The 16,659-nt window shown below is 35.8% G+C and carries 14 protein-coding genes; 4 read left to right on the top strand and 10 right to left on the bottom strand.

Features of this window, described 5'->3' with window-relative positions:
* Nucleotides 1-37 precede the first annotated feature (37 nt).
* On the top strand, nt 38-910 hold the full coding sequence (locus AC625_RS24425; RefSeq protein ID WP_049684019.1) for a hypothetical protein: 873 nt from the start codon (nt 38-40) through the stop codon (nt 908-910).
* A gap of 88 nt (nt 911-998) precedes the next feature.
* Here the strand turns inward: AC625_RS24425 and AC625_RS24420 are convergent, their stop codons facing one another.
* Nucleotides 999-1,271, bottom strand: a complete 273-nt coding sequence (locus tag AC625_RS24420) for an HU family DNA-binding protein (protein ID WP_049684018.1) — start codon at nt 1,269-1,271, stop codon at nt 999-1,001.
* 867 nt (nt 1,272-2,138) lie between these two features.
* On the opposite strand from AC625_RS24420, the gene AC625_RS24415 reads away from it, so the two are divergent.
* On the top strand, nt 2,139-2,591 hold the full coding sequence (locus AC625_RS24415) for an OsmC family protein (RefSeq protein ID WP_049684017.1): 453 nt from the start codon (nt 2,139-2,141) through the stop codon (nt 2,589-2,591).
* A gap of 750 nt (nt 2,592-3,341) precedes the next feature.
* Here AC625_RS24415 and AC625_RS24405 read toward each other — a convergent pair.
* The gene (locus AC625_RS24405; RefSeq protein ID WP_049684015.1) at nt 3,342-3,521 is read right to left on the bottom strand and encodes an IDEAL domain-containing protein; all 180 of its coding nucleotides are present in this window, start codon (nt 3,519-3,521) and stop codon (nt 3,342-3,344) included.
* Between the two features lie 829 nt (nt 3,522-4,350).
* On the opposite strand from AC625_RS24405, the gene AC625_RS24400 reads away from it, so the two are divergent.
* The gene (locus AC625_RS24400; RefSeq protein ID WP_053178212.1) at nt 4,351-4,938 is read left to right on the top strand and encodes an IS200/IS605 family accessory protein TnpB-related protein; all 588 of its coding nucleotides are present in this window, start codon (nt 4,351-4,353) and stop codon (nt 4,936-4,938) included.
* A gap of 431 nt (nt 4,939-5,369) precedes the next feature.
* Here AC625_RS24400 and eat read toward each other — a convergent pair whose 3' ends face one another.
* The 6 genes from eat to zwf all read right to left on the bottom strand — a co-directional run bounded on the left by eat (nt 5,370) and on the right by zwf (nt 12,836).
* Complete coding sequence (gene eat / locus AC625_RS24395; RefSeq protein WP_049684014.1) at nt 5,370-6,734, bottom strand: ethanolamine permease; 1,365 nt, start codon at nt 6,732-6,734, stop codon at nt 5,370-5,372.
* 504 nt (nt 6,735-7,238) lie between these two features.
* Nucleotides 7,239-7,814, bottom strand: coding sequence for a hypothetical protein (locus tag AC625_RS24390; protein WP_049684013.1), 576 nt, complete (start codon nt 7,812-7,814; stop codon nt 7,239-7,241).
* 289 nt (nt 7,815-8,103) lie between these two features.
* Nucleotides 8,104-8,751, bottom strand: coding sequence for a 3-hexulose-6-phosphate synthase (gene hxlA / locus AC625_RS24385; RefSeq protein ID WP_049684012.1), 648 nt, complete (start codon nt 8,749-8,751; stop codon nt 8,104-8,106).
* 148 nt (nt 8,752-8,899) lie between these two features.
* The gene (locus AC625_RS26240) at nt 8,900-9,031 is read right to left on the bottom strand and encodes a GapA-binding peptide SR1P (RefSeq protein ID WP_082191318.1); all 132 of its coding nucleotides are present in this window, start codon (nt 9,029-9,031) and stop codon (nt 8,900-8,902) included.
* Nucleotides 9,032-10,109: 1,078 nt separating this feature from the next.
* Complete coding sequence (locus AC625_RS24380; protein ID WP_049684011.1) at nt 10,110-11,141, bottom strand: glyceraldehyde-3-phosphate dehydrogenase; 1,032 nt, start codon at nt 11,139-11,141, stop codon at nt 10,110-10,112.
* A gap of 234 nt (nt 11,142-11,375) precedes the next feature.
* Complete coding sequence (gene zwf, locus AC625_RS24375; protein ID WP_049684051.1) at nt 11,376-12,836, bottom strand: glucose-6-phosphate dehydrogenase; 1,461 nt, start codon at nt 12,834-12,836, stop codon at nt 11,376-11,378.
* Between the two features lie 274 nt (nt 12,837-13,110).
* Here zwf and AC625_RS24370 point away from each other — a divergent pair, with 274 nt between their 5' ends.
* Complete coding sequence (locus AC625_RS24370; RefSeq protein WP_049684010.1) at nt 13,111-13,473, top strand: winged helix-turn-helix transcriptional regulator; 363 nt, start codon at nt 13,111-13,113, stop codon at nt 13,471-13,473.
* A 215-nt stretch (nt 13,474-13,688) separates the two neighbouring features.
* Here the strand turns inward: AC625_RS24370 and AC625_RS24365 are convergent, their stop codons facing one another.
* Both AC625_RS24365 and AC625_RS24360 read right to left on the bottom strand, forming a co-directional pair.
* Nucleotides 13,689-15,821: a PAS domain S-box protein gene (locus AC625_RS24365; RefSeq protein WP_049684009.1), complete on the bottom strand. Its 2,133-nt coding sequence runs from the start codon at nt 15,819-15,821 to the stop codon at nt 13,689-13,691.
* Nucleotides 15,793-16,635 carry a CheR family methyltransferase gene (locus tag AC625_RS24360; protein ID WP_049684008.1) on the bottom strand — a complete coding sequence of 281 codons (843 nt, stop codon included), beginning with the start codon at nt 16,633-16,635 and terminating at the stop codon, nt 15,793-15,795. The genes AC625_RS24365 and AC625_RS24360 overlap by 29 nt, the downstream gene beginning before the upstream one ends.
* Nucleotides 16,636-16,659 lie beyond the last annotated feature (24 nt).

The following is a 16,659-nucleotide window of genomic DNA, read 5'->3' as shown; positions in this document are numbered from 1 at the left end:
AAGCTTTTTCAAAATATAATGAAATTGAGTGGAATAAATGCGATTTGTTATTACGGTCATTCTTTTATCAATTACCCTGTTCATTAACTGTTCCAATGTTTTAGCAAAAGATGAAAGTGTGGGCATTCGGATTGATATGCTCCCTTGGGGGAAAGTGGATGGGGTTTTGCCGAAGTACAGCGAGTTTACAGTGTTGGATGTGGAAACAGGGAAAATGTTTAAGGTGCAGAGACGGGCAGGAAACCGCCATGCGGACGTTCAGCCCTTGACTTCGAAAGATACGAAAATAATGAAAGAGATATATGGCGGGAAATGGAGCTGGAAACGAAGAGCTATTATTGTCATTCAATATGATCAATGGATTGCGGCTTCAATGCATGGGATGCCACATGGTGCTGGTGCATTAGAAAATGATTTTCCTGGTCACTTTTGCATCCATTTTTATGGAAGTAAGACCCACCGCACAAACTCCATAGATTTATCACATAAACTAATGATTTTAAAAGCAGCAGGCAAACTTCAAGAGTATGTTACCAGCGCTGACCCGTTTGAACTAATTAATGCATATGTAGCTGGATTTAAGCAGCAGGATTCCCGGATAATCTCAACCATTTCCCTTCAGCAAATTGACTGGAAAGAGCATATTCAATCGGTTGAAAATATAAATTTGAAACGTATGTCTGTTTTTCCTGTTGAAGACCTAGTAAATAAAATAAGTCTTGAAGTGCCAGTTGAAATACAATGGGTAAGTAATAATTCAGAAATAAAATATTTCAAAGGGAATATTTACTTATTCCGTTTTTCCCCCGCAGATGCATGGAAAATAGATAGTATCCGGTTTTTAAAAGATAGTCGTATTCTAAAGGAATTTAAAAATAGGAAAGAAAACACATTTTGGAGCAATTATTAAGGAAAAGGATACTTGTTTAAATAGAAAATACTCTGAAGAATATCTCATCCCCAGAGTATTTTCACACTATTATAAATATATTTTAATCTTATTTAACAGCTTCTTTTAATTCCTTACCTGGTTTAAAAGCAGGAACTTTAGAAGCTGCAATTTGTATTTCTTCTCCTGTTTGTGGGTTTCTACCCGTTCGAGCTGCTCGGTCGCGCACTTCAAACGTTCCAAATCCAACCAATTGGATTTTTTCTTCTTTAGCAAGCGTAGCAGAGATCGTTTCAATCAATGCATCAACAGCCTTTTTGGCGTCTTCTTTTGTTAGTTCAGCTTGTACGGCTACCGTATTCACTAGTTCCCTTTTATTCATAGTCAAACACCTCGTCCTTTATTCTTCATTAGTATGTAGTAATGACAACATCAACATAACATATGTTCGGTATGTCTGTCACTTGTAAGGCTAGAAAATAAAAAGTTATATTACTGTCATTATTGCTAAGAGTAGTACTTTGCGAAAAACCGATAAGGAGTATTATGTAAACTGGTATTCAAGTGGGAACAACATATTGGACGAGGACATACTAAAATAAATTAAGTTGATACACTAGGATTATCCCACCTTTCACCGGATAAATATTCTTCTCTAAAGGCAGAAATGTTAATCAAGTTATAACAATTTAGATTTGACAAAGTATGATAGATTTTATTCGTCCTTAACACCGATCGAGCTGAAAGCAGTAGTGTTTAGAACAGGTTCATCAGCATTTATTCCCATACTCTACATGTGTACAACAACATTGGATGTTGGTGGGTTTATTAGAGAAGTCGGACCATTTACATAATGATAATTAATGATTTCCTTCATATAGAATTCCGTTGTCAGTTGTTTCCCTAATTCAAAAGGAAGAGAGCTTCGACTGGAAATTGATCAAATGAATCCTTTTAAAGCTTGGTTGATTCCCAATTTCCACGATTGTATGGAAAATGGTTTCGACATAATCTTGCAGCTGTTCTTCATATTGAATTGCATTATTCACAGGTCCTGGAATGGATAGATAGACAAATGGTGCATTACATATTGATGTTTTATGACGAACAGTATTTTAAAAGCTCTACTAGTTGAATGCAAAATTCTTGTATTTATGGACAATGGATTAAGATTTAAAAAAGATTTACAATTCAGATTATTGATTATATAATTAAACTTATAAAATAACTTGGAATTAGGAGAGGTAGTATGACAACAAAACAATTGATAAAGTTTGAGACGAGTGGAGAGTGGGTAGAAGGCTTAAAAACTTCCATTTCTGCTAGAGATTTTTCACCTTTTATAGTAGACGAGCCGAGAAATTTGGGTGGCACAAATGATGGCCCCAATCCTGTTGAATATGTGTTAGGTGGATTGACTGGGTGTACTTCAGTTATGATTGGCTTAATAGCCAAGGAAAAAAATTTCACTTTTCAAGGTGTTGAGTTCAAAAATAATGCGACATTAGATCTACGAGGCTTGATGGGTGTTGAAGGTGTTTCACCTCATTTCCAAAGTGTGAACTTTGAGGCTATCTTTACAACAGATGAAAGTGATTCTCTGATAGAAGAATTAAAAGAAGAAGTAGAAAAAAGATGTCCTGTTTATAATTTAATTAAAGATGCAGGTGTGAGGATCCAATCGAAATGGTATAAAAAATAGGATGAGAATCTAATAATGTTCAATACTTATGAGTCTTTCTTTATTTTGTAGTTTACAAATAACCAGAAGAAGGGCTTTTTCTATTTTTATAACTATCTTGGACTCACTAGCGTTTCATAAATTTAGTAAATATATCCGGCCTTAAATCATATATATTCATTTTAATTCTTGGTGATGGAAGTGAATATTTATTAAGAAATAGACTGAATTTATCCCATGTAAAGGATTTCCTTTGGCTTCTTCTATTGAGCCATTTAAACAATAACAATACCTAGATCTTTTTCTTCCTGGTAAGTGTGCCCTTGCATAACAATAAAATTATTCATATTGCTTCCCCCTAAACCACGTGCTTGTTTCTTTATTTTCTATTATATTTGTATATGGTACTTTTAAATTATTGAAAAGACATCGGCTTATCGGCAAATGCTCCTTTTTTGACGTGTTTCTTCTATTCACGTAAAAAAATGCAGTAAGGATTGACTTCCTCACTGCATTTTCCATATATCTTACCTCTTAATCATTTATTTAACTGTTGGATTCATCTCAAATAACAACCCTAGAAAAAGGATCGCCATACGGATGGCGTAGTTGGCACCGACCTTGCCCCTTGAGAGAGATTCTTTCAAGAGTTGCTCACCCAAGTATCGCCCCCTGCCACTTCTTATGGAAGATTGTAAGTGGGGTGTTTGTGAGTAAGAACCCCATCGGCTTTAACCATGAGAGTAGTCAGACTGAGTCGTTTCAACAGTTTTAATTTATATTTTTTAATTCTTCCGTTAATCGCATAAATTCTTCCTTATTTCTGATTTTCAATGAGTGATCGATTGCCTTTTCTATTTTCTCTTTTCGGAAATCACGAATGGCTTTATCTAGAACCATTTCAGCAATCACTTCGGGGTTTAATGGTGTTCTAGGCAATTGCTTCTCCATATGCAACCAGCTCCTTCACCTTTTTCTTCATTAATATCTGCCGATTAAACTTTGGAACCTTCTAATTTACCCGTAATATTACTTCTTTTAATTTAATGATAACGTTTACAATAATATTTTACAAATAACTAGCTTATAAATTTTCAACTTAATTTATTATATCAAACTAAAATTCGGTTCTTTTTCTATTAGGTGATCAATCGAGGGGAAAAGTCTTGTTAGATTCATCGTCTCATTTGGAGAAATATCGTCGTAGCGATGTCAATCGTATTTTCCACTTTCTCCTCTTTCGAGCATCACTTCAAGGTTTAGTGGTGTTCCAGGTAATTGCTTCTCCATATACAACCAACTCCTTCACCTTTTTTTCTAGTATATTGAATAACTCACAGAATATTAATTTTTTAATTCTTTAGGGGTTGCTGACAGGAAATTCACTTGCCATTGGGATACTTAATTAACCACATTCTAATGTTCAATCAACTATTCAGACGAATATGAATAGTTGCAATGAAATGGTTTGAATAAATTCTTAAGTTAGGTATTTAGTTCAATGTGACTTTCATGAATAAACGTAGAAAATACAATTTTTTATACTCATTGTTTATTTTCCTCCCTTATTTTTTTCTTATCCTCATGTTCTCCAAGTGATCGCTCTTTTATACCTAAAAACTATCAATATGCTTATATATTTTTCTAAAGACATCTAGCTAATTCTAGAGTATCTTTCGTATTTTACATATCATTAAATTATAGCTTTTTCAAACGAGAAACCCCACCAAGGGCTTGCTACCTTAATTGTTCGAAAACCTACACCAAACAAATGGATTCAATGACACTAAAGCGAAATAATCAAGTCAATGACTACATGAAAAAGAGTGTAAGAATCATCATTAATCACTTTCTTGAAAATCAAATAGGAACTATCATCGTTGGCTATAATGAAGATTTCACAAGAAATATCAACATAGGTAAAAGGAGAAACCAACAGTTTGCGCAAATCCCTTTTGGAACACTTCGAGAACAGCTTTCGAATCTGTGTGAACAATATGGGGTTATTTACAAAGAACAAGAAGAAACCTACACAAGTAATGCATCGTTTTTCGACAATGAGGATTTGCCAAAATGGAATCCAGCAGACAAAACAGAACATGTTTTTAGCGGTAAACGGATTAAACGTGGGTTGTACCGTGCATCGACTGGGTATGAATTCAATGCTGATATGAATGGTGCGTTAAATATTTTACGTAAAAAGAACTTGCTGGATTGCAAAACCCTACAAGCTAGAGGGAGATTGGCTCGCCCACCAAGAATAGGGGGTCATTTGATCAAACTTCTTGTACAGAATCCCACCGAAATACCGCAAGATATGAGGCTTGCGGCTTTAGCCGTGGGAGAGGTCAAAAGATTGCAAGGTTAGGTTAATCTCACCTTTAGCCTGCTTCATAATTCACATCAATATGAATAGCCGATTCAGGGTTAGTAATGGTCCCTGATGGAAAAACGAGAATACATCAGGAAACGCTATAAAACAATTAAAGTATCATCGAGTGACCCGTGAAAAATACCTCTGTAGGTAAAAATAAAATTGGATATGGAGTTGGAAATAAAAAAGATTGTAGAGAAAGACATACTTTCTCTACAATCTAAGAAGAAGCTGTACCATATAGAAAGGGCTAAACCCGATTGAAACAATCTCAACTTTGTTCAAAAATATTAAGGATTCAGGGAGGAACTATCCGCCCTCCTAATTCAAATTCCGCTCCTTTAAATTAGGGAGGAGGTTAGCCTTCAAACTCAATGAGTACGTTAACTTTTTAAAAGTTATACTGTAACTTCTTCATTAACTTTTCACTTAGCCTCTGCCTCTACATCTACTGCTACTTCTTCCATAGCAAATCGTTCTTCTGGAGCATTTTTATTGATACGATACCTTGCCCATACAAAGTAATAAATCACGGCCGCTGCGAAAATGGCTACGTTAATAAAGAAGAAGGTAGGATCTTTAAAGATGCTGGAAAACAAAGCAATGATACTTATGATAATAGAGATAATTGGTACTACTGGATAAAATGGCGCTTTATAGGGGCGCGCAAGATTTGGTTCTTTTTTGCGCAGGATCATGAGTGATATATTCATCATAATGTACGATACTAATGCCCCAAAAGTGGCAATTAATATTAATCGATCTGGATTAAACATCAGAACAAAGACGAATCCTACTACTCCAGGAACAAGAATCGCCATATAAGGAGTACGGCGTTTTTCACTTAATTTAGATAAAAATTTAGGGAAGTAGCCAGCTCTTGCCAAAGCAAAAGTTTGTCTAGAATATGCTAAGATTGCTCCAGCTAAACTCGATAGCATACCGAATAGACCGACTACAGAAAGAACACTAATTAACCATGAATTTTCATTAACACCGTTAGCGATTGCATAAGAGAGCGGATTGGCTTCTGTAGATGTACCCATAGCTCCTCCAAGACCAACAGTGACTGTTACTACGAGGACGGCAAGGATCACAAGTGTAAAAATAGCCCTCATAATACCTTTAGGCATATCTTTAACGGGATCACGACATTCTTCTGATAACATCGGTAACATCTCCATGCAGATGTATAACCACATTGCATAAGGAAGAGCTGCCCAAATGCCGGAAATCCCCCCAGGAATGAGGCTTCCCCCAAATAGCTTCTCTGCACTAATGTGTGGCATTCCATAAAAAGAGAAAAGGAGGACCACGCCAACAGAGATCGTAACAAGAATCATTTCAATTGTGGCATATTCATTCACGCCCAATATATGCACGATAAAGAAAAATACATATAGAACAGCAGCAGCAAGAATAGGATGGATTTCAGGAATTAGAAAATTTACATAATAACCGGCACCCGAGGTAAACACCGCTGTACCTACAGCAAACTCCAAAGTAACACCTACACCCGTTATAAATCCGGCTAATGGCCCCATTGCTCTGCGTGTAAAGGCGTAAGCCCCCCCTGCGTGTGGCATCGATGTAGATAACTCCGAAAGTGATAAACACAACGTCACATACATCACACCGATTATGGCAGTAGCAATTAACATTCCGACATAGCCAGATTCAGCTAAGCCATAATTCCACCCAAAATATGAACCTGAAATTACGATACCTACTCCTAATCCCCATATTTGTATCGGTCCCAAAACTTTTTTTAATTCCAAATTATCACTCATGCTCAAACCCCCCCATATATTTGTTACTACGAATTTTCCTAAATGAGCATATCCAAGATTAAAAGCTTTTTACTTAACACTTGGATGTGTTCAATTAAGATGAAGATTTATAGTGGTACCGGAAAACAGCTTATAAAATAATCGTTTATGATATCAATTAGTCTTTAAATTATCACAATTATATGAAGTTTAGTCGAATTGGAATAAATAGAATAATTCCTAAAAATTACACATAATTGAAACCGGTTGAACAAATTTCCGTTTAAAACAAATTGCATTTTTCATCGATTCTAGCAATGGATTAATCATTCATCCCCCAAAATTAACTTGGTTCTTTATAACTAACTTATTATTCTGTGTTTTATATTTGTAATGAGACTCTAAAAGGAAACATATATATAATTACAATTTCCGCCTCATTATGAACATTTAATTACAATGGTTTCGATTTAACATTAATAAATTTCATTGCCTTCACTCGGCTCTACCCCCATTAAACCTTATTCATTTATGGTGGTGGTGTTCTTCTTGAACATTGGAATCGCTGAGTACCGGCTTTGTTTCTAATTGTGCAAAAGTAAGTATAATCACAGTAGAGATGACTAATGTTACAATCCAAGAAACGGTGCGGGGATAAAAAGAAATCCATTCTTCAACACGCTTTAATTCAGAATTGATTAAGAGTATGATGAATAGAACACTTATAATAAAAAGAACATCTGTGAATACCAACATAAGTATAAAATGATCGGACGGCAGCATCTCTCCCAACATCGCCCCCATCATTCCACCCATTAATCCAGCTGCAGTTCCTTCCACCATAGTTAAAAGGTTGATTGCTCTTCCTGCTATGATCCCTATGAAAATACTGAAACTAATCGCTATAATTGTAGAAAGTGTTAAATCCCCCTTTAATGTGATTCCTGCAATTAAGCCGATCACTAAACCACTAGCCATCACTAATACCATGACAACCGTCATGCCTGTCATATTTTTCAACTTGTCTTTATGCTTGTAAATATTTATTATACAAATAATTGTATAGATGATTACTAGTAACGTACTGATCACTAGTAACATAAGCCTTCCCCCCTAATGCGAATCGGACTGCTAATTTCTTAAAAAATCTACCAAACAAAAGATATCTTCATTTCCAAATCAACAGGATAAATCATGCAATTTGAAATGTTCTAATTTATCAAGTGGTCATTTTTTTGATAACGCATACATTTTATTAGCCTCATCAGAATGTACGAACTTTTTCTCTAGACCCCAAAGTACCACTCTACCAATTTTGCCGCCACGTAGACAGTCATTCAGTTAATCTCTTTCACACATTCAGCTGCAGATTGAATCATCTACGCTGGCATTACCCTTGGCTAACTAAGCCTTGTTTCACTAATCTTTGCATCTGAGCTGCAACATCTTTCTTATCTTCTTGTCCAGTAATGCCACCACCTACTATGACAAGATCAGGTTCTGCTTGAATGACTTCTGGCAATGTCTTTAATTTAATGCCTCCAGCTACTGCTGTCTTCGCATTTTTCACAATCCGTTTAATAATTTGTAGTTGTTCAAATGAGTTTTCACCGACCGCTTGAAGATCGTAACCGGTGTGTACACAAATATAATCTACACCAAGAGCATCAATTTCATATGTTCGTTTTTTAATATCTTTTACATTAATCATATCCACAAGGATTTTTGTCCCATGTTTTTTAGCTTCTTCTACTGCGCCTATAATTGTGGCATCATCCGTCGCACCGAGAACCGTGATGATATCAGCACCAGCCTCAGATGCTTTCATGACTTCATACCCACCTGCATCCATAATCTTTAAGTCTGCTAATACCGTCAGGTTAGGAAATGCCTCTTTCATTTCTTTTACAGCTCGTAAGCCTTCATTGATAATAACCGGTGTCCCGATTTCTACAACATCAATAGATTTCTCTATTTCCCTCACTAACTTGATTGCTTCTGGAATGTTGACAAGGTCTAATGCTAATTGAAGTTCCATGAATTCTTCCCCCCCCCCCTTATTATTTTTTATGAGTCAATTGATCTATGATTTATTATAGTTCTTAATTTTCTGAAAATGAAGTATGCACTTTTTTATCATATAGTATATAAAATATACTTTAAAAGAGAAAGTATCTTATCTATCGCTATTGTCCACCATCTACTCTTTTAGGGGCATCTTCTAGACATGTTCCACATTGTGAATAATGAATGCTTACCTTTTCATCCTCATAGTTTTCAATGATTTCATTGCAGTTTTTACAAATAATTGTTCCCATATACCTGGCTCCTTCCAATAACAAATTTTTTAAATAAAATGCTTACTTTCATTCTATTTAAACAGCACAAAACCATTATTCACCATAATATACTTTCTCGGATATTGTATTTGAATACTTGAAAGCCCTTCGATTATTCCATTGTTTCATAAAAATGGCCATTATCTTAAGCCTCATATTCCTAGCAGCTAGCTCCATCATTGCTAATTAAAAGACAGGTTAGCTAATTTGTAATCCTTCTCCAGATATTTGTGAAATGACTAGTAATCGAGTTCATCCCTTTATTTCTGACTGCGATTGACGTTGAACATCAATTTTTATTTCCTGGAATTCACTTTTTCCACACACATAGCATATTGTCACCTTCGTATAAAGAGTTTTACAATGAATACAATATTTCTTCTCCATGGTAGCATTCTCCTATTCTATATTTAAATGATTGAAACGAAAAGAAAGCGCTTACTATAATTCGATCCCTATATACTACAAAAAGGGTCAATTAAGCGGATCGGACAAAGCTTCTAATTTCTTCATATAGTATAGGCTATGTTGTATCTGCTTCTTCGCTCCTACTTTAGTGGCTAATATCATATTTCCAAAATTGTTTCACAAAGGGGATCGACTGCGATATCCACTTTGGTTTTTTTCCATTCTTTGCTCCTCATCACTATACAGCGTAGGTGCATTTTCCATTTCCCATTCACAAAAATCTGTTCACTCAAATCATTAAGATTTATTCGATTGAACATGATTTCTGTACCAGTTCATTTATTCAAGCTCTAGCACATTTAATATTCATCATAATCGGTGTGTTCTTCATTATAGCTCGTATCATATTAAGAGGTAAGTACGCACTTTATTATCATATAGTATCTAAAGTTATAGTGTAGGAAAGAAATTTGATGGGGCATATTGATAATACGGCAAAGGGACTGGCTATTATTGGCACTGGTTAATAATTGGATATTTTACCCACTTTCTTATACTCTAATTCCATGCGCAAATTAACGTATAATAAATGACAAGTCAGTCCTCGTTGGGGCAAGAACTGACAATAATATCACTCTTTTCTTTTATCCTACCCGACCTTAATTTGTGTTAAGATTTGCAATTCCTCCGCAACAATTTTTACAAGCTCCACTACTCTGTTTGAATATCCCCATTCATTATCGTACCATGCTAGCACCTTCACTTTTCTATCTCCGATCACCATCGTAGATAGCCCATCAATAATAGCTGAATGGGGATTTGAATTATAATCAATAGACACCAGCGGTTCGGTCGTGTACTCCAAAATCCCATGTAAGGAGCCATTTGCAGCCGATCGAAAGGCATCATTGATATCATCAATCGTTACGTCCTGCCTCAGGTCGACGACGATATCCACAAGTGACACATTAGGAGTAGGGACACGAAGCGCGATACCATGCATTTTTCCTTTTAATTGCGGCAACACAAGAGATAGTGCTTTTGCGGCACCCGTCGTAGTTGGGATAATGCTCTGGCCACAGGCACGGGCTCGACGTAAATCTTTATGAGGATTATCAAGATTTTTTTGGTCATTTGTATACGAATGAACAGTCGTCATTAACCCATTTTCAATACCAAATTTTTCATCCAGTACCTTTACTACAGGTGCAAGGCAATTCGTAGTACATGAAGCATTTGAGATGATAAAATGCTTATCAATTTCTAAATCATGCTCGTTAACACCCATAACTAAGGTCACATCTGCATTTTCCCCAGGAGCCGTTAAAATGACTTTCTTAGCCCCAGCATCCAGATGAAAAGCGGCTTTCTCCCTCGAATTAAATTTTCCTGTAGCTTCAACAACGATATCTATATCAAGTTGTTCCCAAGGAAGATTTCTCGGATCCATACTGCTTAATAACTGAATACGGTGCCCATTTACAATTAAGGCTTGATCGCAAGGAACGACATCTCCCTCAAATTTACCATGGCTAGTATCATATTTTATCAAATGAGCTAAGGTTTCAGCAGGATAGTTGGCGTTAATTGCTACTACATCAAGAGTTTCATCCAAGATTGCTTTACGGAACACGAGTCTACCGATTCTCCCAAAACCATTGATGGCTATTCTTGCCTTCATTTCTCGTTTCCTCCCGACATCAAATATCTTCAAATATCCATCACACTTAACACAAACATACATACTATCCCTAATTACTGTTACATACCCATTAGCCTGAAAAACTTCCATTGTATATCTAAGGGATATCACAACATATACTTTCAAGTTGTATTTCTTCTATGTTGTACTTGTAATCGGAGTTCACTCCGTCGGTAATTTATTTTTTGTGTTTTTTCTAACAGCGTTGGTTATCTACCACCATTTGAATCCGTCCTCTTGTAATAATTGTTCAGATGCTTCTGGACCCATGGAACCTGACTGGTATAAATGAAGCGGAAGATTATTTTCCTCAAATGCCTCTAAGATAGGTTCTGCCCATTTCCAAGATAACTCAACCTCTTTCCATTGAACAAAAAAAGTGGAATCCCCATGCAGAGCATCAGATAACAGAAGTTCGTAAGCTTCTGGCATACTTTTTTTGTTAGCCAAAAACCTCCCTGTAACAGGCTCATTTTTCCCATGGTTTAATGGATTTTTACTATTGAATTGTATGGAAATTCCTTCGTTCGGACCGATTTCAATAATTAGGAGATTCGGAGCTGTTTCTTCGTTTTTTTCCTGATATAAATCTTTTATCGGATTTTTAAATTCAATCACGATTCTTGTAGACTTCTCCTTCATCCTTTTGCCTGTTCGTATATAAAATGGAACTCCACTCCAAAAAGGATCATCTATCCATAATCGAGCAGCAATAAATGTATCATTCATTGAGGTACCCTCAATGCTAGGTTCATCTGTGTAGGCTGGAACTAGTTCTCCGTTCATATACCCTTTTTCATATTGGCCGCGGACCACATCTCTAACTACTTCGTCCTTCTGTAATGGCCTAAGGAATTCCATGACTTTTATCTTCTTATTACGAATTTCATTTGCGCCGATCCGTGTTGGTTGCTGCATGGCCGTCATCATGACGAGTTGCAGCATATGATTCTGGACCATATCACGAATCGCACCTACTTGGTCATAGTATCCGGCTCGCTCTTCTACACCAACAGTTTCACTTGCTGTGATTTGTACATTAGCAATATGTTTATTGTTCCATAACGATTGAAACATAGGATTTGCAAACTTGATTGACTCCATATTTTGTACCATTGGCTTTCCAAGATAATGATCAATAAGATAAATTTCATCTACTTCAAATGCGTTGCTTAGCTTTGCAATTAATTCTTGGGCCGATTTCAAATCGTGTCCAAATGGTTTCTCAATGACAAGACGCTTCCATCCTTTAATGGACCCTAATCCACTTTCTTTTATGTTCTGAGAAATCACATCAAAGAACTCTGGTGCGACAGATAAATAAAACAGCCGATTTTCAGGGATCCCCAACTCTTCTTCACGTTTCTGAACCATGCCAAGTACCTGCTTATACCCATCATGATCCGTAACATCCAACGAACTATAACGAAATGCACTTAGAAATTCCCTCACTTTGGAAGCGTCCCCATTTTCTGACCTCTTAGAAAATGTTTGTAATGATTTTTCTACATGCATTTGAAATGTTTGATCAGACCACTCTCTTCTTCCTAAGCCTATAATTGTAAATGATTTGGGCATTTTTCCATCTAAAAATAAATGAAATAAAGAAGGGAAAATTTTTCGTTTAGCTAAATCTCCTGTTGCTCCAAACAAAACAAATGTCAACGAATCCAATTCCAATGGATTTAAAGTTTTAAAAGCATTTTCATCTATATTGATATCACGCGGAACCGCTACACCATTCATGCTATCCCCTCCTGATTTTTAGCAAAACTCTTATATTTTTACATATGATTAAATGTACCGACTATAAATTTATTGAGAATCCTCCTAAAATTATTATAATATTCGAATATTTTAATTGTAAGTACGCACTTTTTTATTATATAGTATAGAAAAGCACACTATTGTTCAGATTATTCAATCCTATTAAATGGAGGGAAAACAATTGAGACATCCTATTGACAAGACGTTTAACTGCGAGAAGGAATTAACACTATCAATCATTAGCGGTAAATGGAAAATGCTAATTATGTGGCACCTGGGGAAAGAAGGAACGAAGCGGTTTGGTGAATTAAAATCTATGATGCCAGGCATTACCCAACGAATGCTTGTAAGTCAACTACGGGATCTTGAAGATGATCTCGTCGTGAACCGTGAAGTATTTCCCGTAGTTCCACCGAAAGTAGAATATTCACTAACAGAAAGAGGAGAAAGTCTCTTGCCTATCCTTGATTCTATGTATGAATGGGGGAAAGATTATATAGAGACATTTTTGACAAACCAACCTAAGAAAACTAAATCCATATAAAAACACTAAATGTAAGGGTTTTCAAACGTTCACTCCCTCTTAATAATAGTTGACATGATTAAGCTAAAAAAGAAATTGAAAGATTTTACTAAAACGGGCTACTTAAGAGAAAAAATGAACGATCCCTCGTTCATTTTTTCTCTTAGCTAATCATCTTAAATGATCTGACCATAGCTTATATGAAAAGCGCCATCGTATAACAACCAATATTTTCATCATTTTGATCTAGAATTACCCGTCTGCTGGTTAATCAAACTAATTTTTTCCTGTTGGTTGAATCGTATAAAAAAGGCGGTTCCTTGCTCACTTGTTTTTAAATCAATGACCGCATTATGACGATTAGCAATACTATAACAGATTGCTAATCCCAGTCCTGTTCCCGTGTCTTTCGTTGTAAAGAAAGGAGTTCCGATTTCTTGAAGTAATTCCGTCTTTATTCCACATCCTTCATCATGCACTTCCAAAACAACCTCTTGATCTTCCATATACGTTTTTATTATTAGGATTCCTCCTGATTCCATTGCATCTAGACCATTTAAAGATAAATTCAAGATTAACTGGCTTATTTCCTTTTCATCTAGAAATAATTCAGGACATTCGTTCAACTGAAGCAGGATCGTCTTACCCGTTCGTAAAGCCTCTGCCTGTATCAAGGGATAGAGTGCTTCAATAATAGGATTAAGAAGCTGAGGTGTTTTATAACTTACCTTATTTTTAGCTAAATTAAGGTATTCAGTGATAATCGAATTGGCTCGATTTAATTCTGCCAACATTAAATCAATATATTTAATGCTTAAATGTTCAGGATCGTCTTTTGACAATTCTAAAAACCCTCGGACTGTAGTCATCGGATTTCTAATTTCATGAGCAATACCAGCAGCCATAACTCCAATTAAATTCAAACGATCTAAACGAGCCATCTCATTTTCAAGTCGGACGCTCTCCGTAATATCTGTAATCACTCTAAGAATACAAGTTTCTCCTTGAATTTCAATAATCTCGGTTGATAACAACCCTTCACGAACTTCACCAGACTTTGTCTGATATTGGATTTTTGCATTTTTGATACTCTTTTGGGTTTCCAAACTATGAATCTCTTCATTAATGGAATCTGCTGTAAGATGTAAGATTGGGCTGTTTTGATGCATCACTTCTTTATAGTTATAGCCAGTATTGTTTAACCAAATTGGGTTTACATTTATATATCTCCCATCTGTTAATGAGCGAATCTCAATCAAACAAGGACTTGATTCAAAAATTTTATAAAAATGTTCCTGTGAGAGGCGGAGATCTTCTTCGATTTTTTTTCGCTCTTCAATTTCTTTTCGGAGCTGCTCATTGGCAATCATTAGTTTCTGCGTTCTTTTTTCTACCAATTTTTCAAGAATCGTATACTGTTGTTTTTTTTCACTATCCGCTTTTTTCCGTGTCGTGATATCACGAATCGATAGGACATAAATATGCTCGTCATCTATTGTTGCTTCACCAATTTGAATATCAACGGGAAACGCCCCTTCATTTTTGTGAAATGCAATGGCTTCAAGAAGTTTCCCTTCACTATCCCGAAGTGCTTTCATTTGCAAAGGGGTAGATTCCTCATTATTATACTTCACTTCAGGTAAAAGATTGATGACATATTGCCCTAGTAATTCCTCCATAGAATAACCAAACATATCTTTTACAGCAGGATTGACTGATAAAATATAGCCATGTACATCAAACGTAATAATCGTATCTAATAATGTTTCACCAATCACTCTAGCTAGTGCTTCATTTTTTCGTAAATCAAAAGTCGTGCGTTCTAGCTGTTCATTCACGACTTGAAGCTCAGACTGACGACGTAAATCACTTTGAAGTTTCATTCTGTCATGATTTTGATAAATCTTTACAAACTCTTGCACTTTCATTTTTAAAGTTTCAGGATGAAAAGGTTTAAAGATATAATCAACCGCACCAAGGCTGTAACCGCGTAGGACATGCTCCGTCGTTTGACTAATTGCCGTAATAAAAATAATCGAGATATACTTCGATTTTTCTCTTTCTTTAATCAGCTTAGCGGTTTCAAAGCCATCTAATCCTGGCATCTGTACATCTAATAAAATAACAGCGAAGTCCTGTTTAAGCACACATTTTAATGCTTCCTCACCAGACCTTGCACTGACTAGATTATATTCAGAGGAGTTAAGCACAGCTTCCAAGGCTAATAAATTTTTTGGATAATCATCAACCATTAAAATATTTACTTTTGGACTCGTTGTCTCGTTACTTGTCGTTTCAATTTCGCAAATATCTAAGGTATGAACTTGATTTGAAAAAAATTTATTGGATCCTCCGGTATAGTTTTTCAAACGTATCAACCTCCTCATAATCATCTGCAATGCTCGTAAATTTAATCCCTTCTTTACTACCTAAACCAAGAATTCCAGATAAGCCTAGACTTTCATGAAGGAGATTGTATACTCGATTTTGAAGTACTTTGTCAAAATAAATCATTACATTCCGACAAATAATCACATGGAATTCATTAAATGATCGGTCAGTCACCAAATTATGTTGCGCAAAGACAACGTTTTTCGTTAGGAACGAGTGGAAGGAGGCATTTTCATTTTGCACTTTATAATATTCTGAAAAAGCTTTCTTCCCTCCTGACGCAAGATAATTCTTCGTATATAATTGCATTTTATGTAACGGAAATTTCCCTTCCTTCCCCACCCTTAGAACGCTTTCATTCATATCTGTAGCGTAAATCCTTGTTTTTTCATATAATCCTTCCTCATGTAAAAGAATGGCCATCGAATATACTTCTTCTCCAGTCGAACAACCTGCATGCCAAATGCGAATATAAGGGGAGTCCCTTAGAAAAGGGACTATTTTTTTTCGAAATGATAAAAAAAAGCTTGGATCTCGAAACATCTCTGTCACATTAATGGAAAAATCATCAAGTAATCGATTCATCACGAATGGATCGTGAAAAATTTTCTCCTGTAAACCTGATATGCTTGCTATTTTCTCTTCACGCATGCGATTCCAAATTCTACGATTTAAAAACGGAAAGGTATAGTTTCTAAAATCGAATCCATAGTAGCGGAAAATCCCTTCAAGCAATAAATTAATCTCAATTTCTTCCAATTCATTATGATCCTTAGGTCTATTATTATTCATCTTTTGTCCTTGCTCCGTACATCA

The organism is Peribacillus loiseleuriae, from assembly GCF_001183985.1.
Classification (GTDB): domain Bacteria; phylum Bacillota; class Bacilli; order Bacillales; family DSM-1321; genus Peribacillus; species Peribacillus loiseleuriae.
Note: the sequence above shows the minus strand (reverse complement) of the source record. Positions and strands in the feature narration are given on the sequence as shown.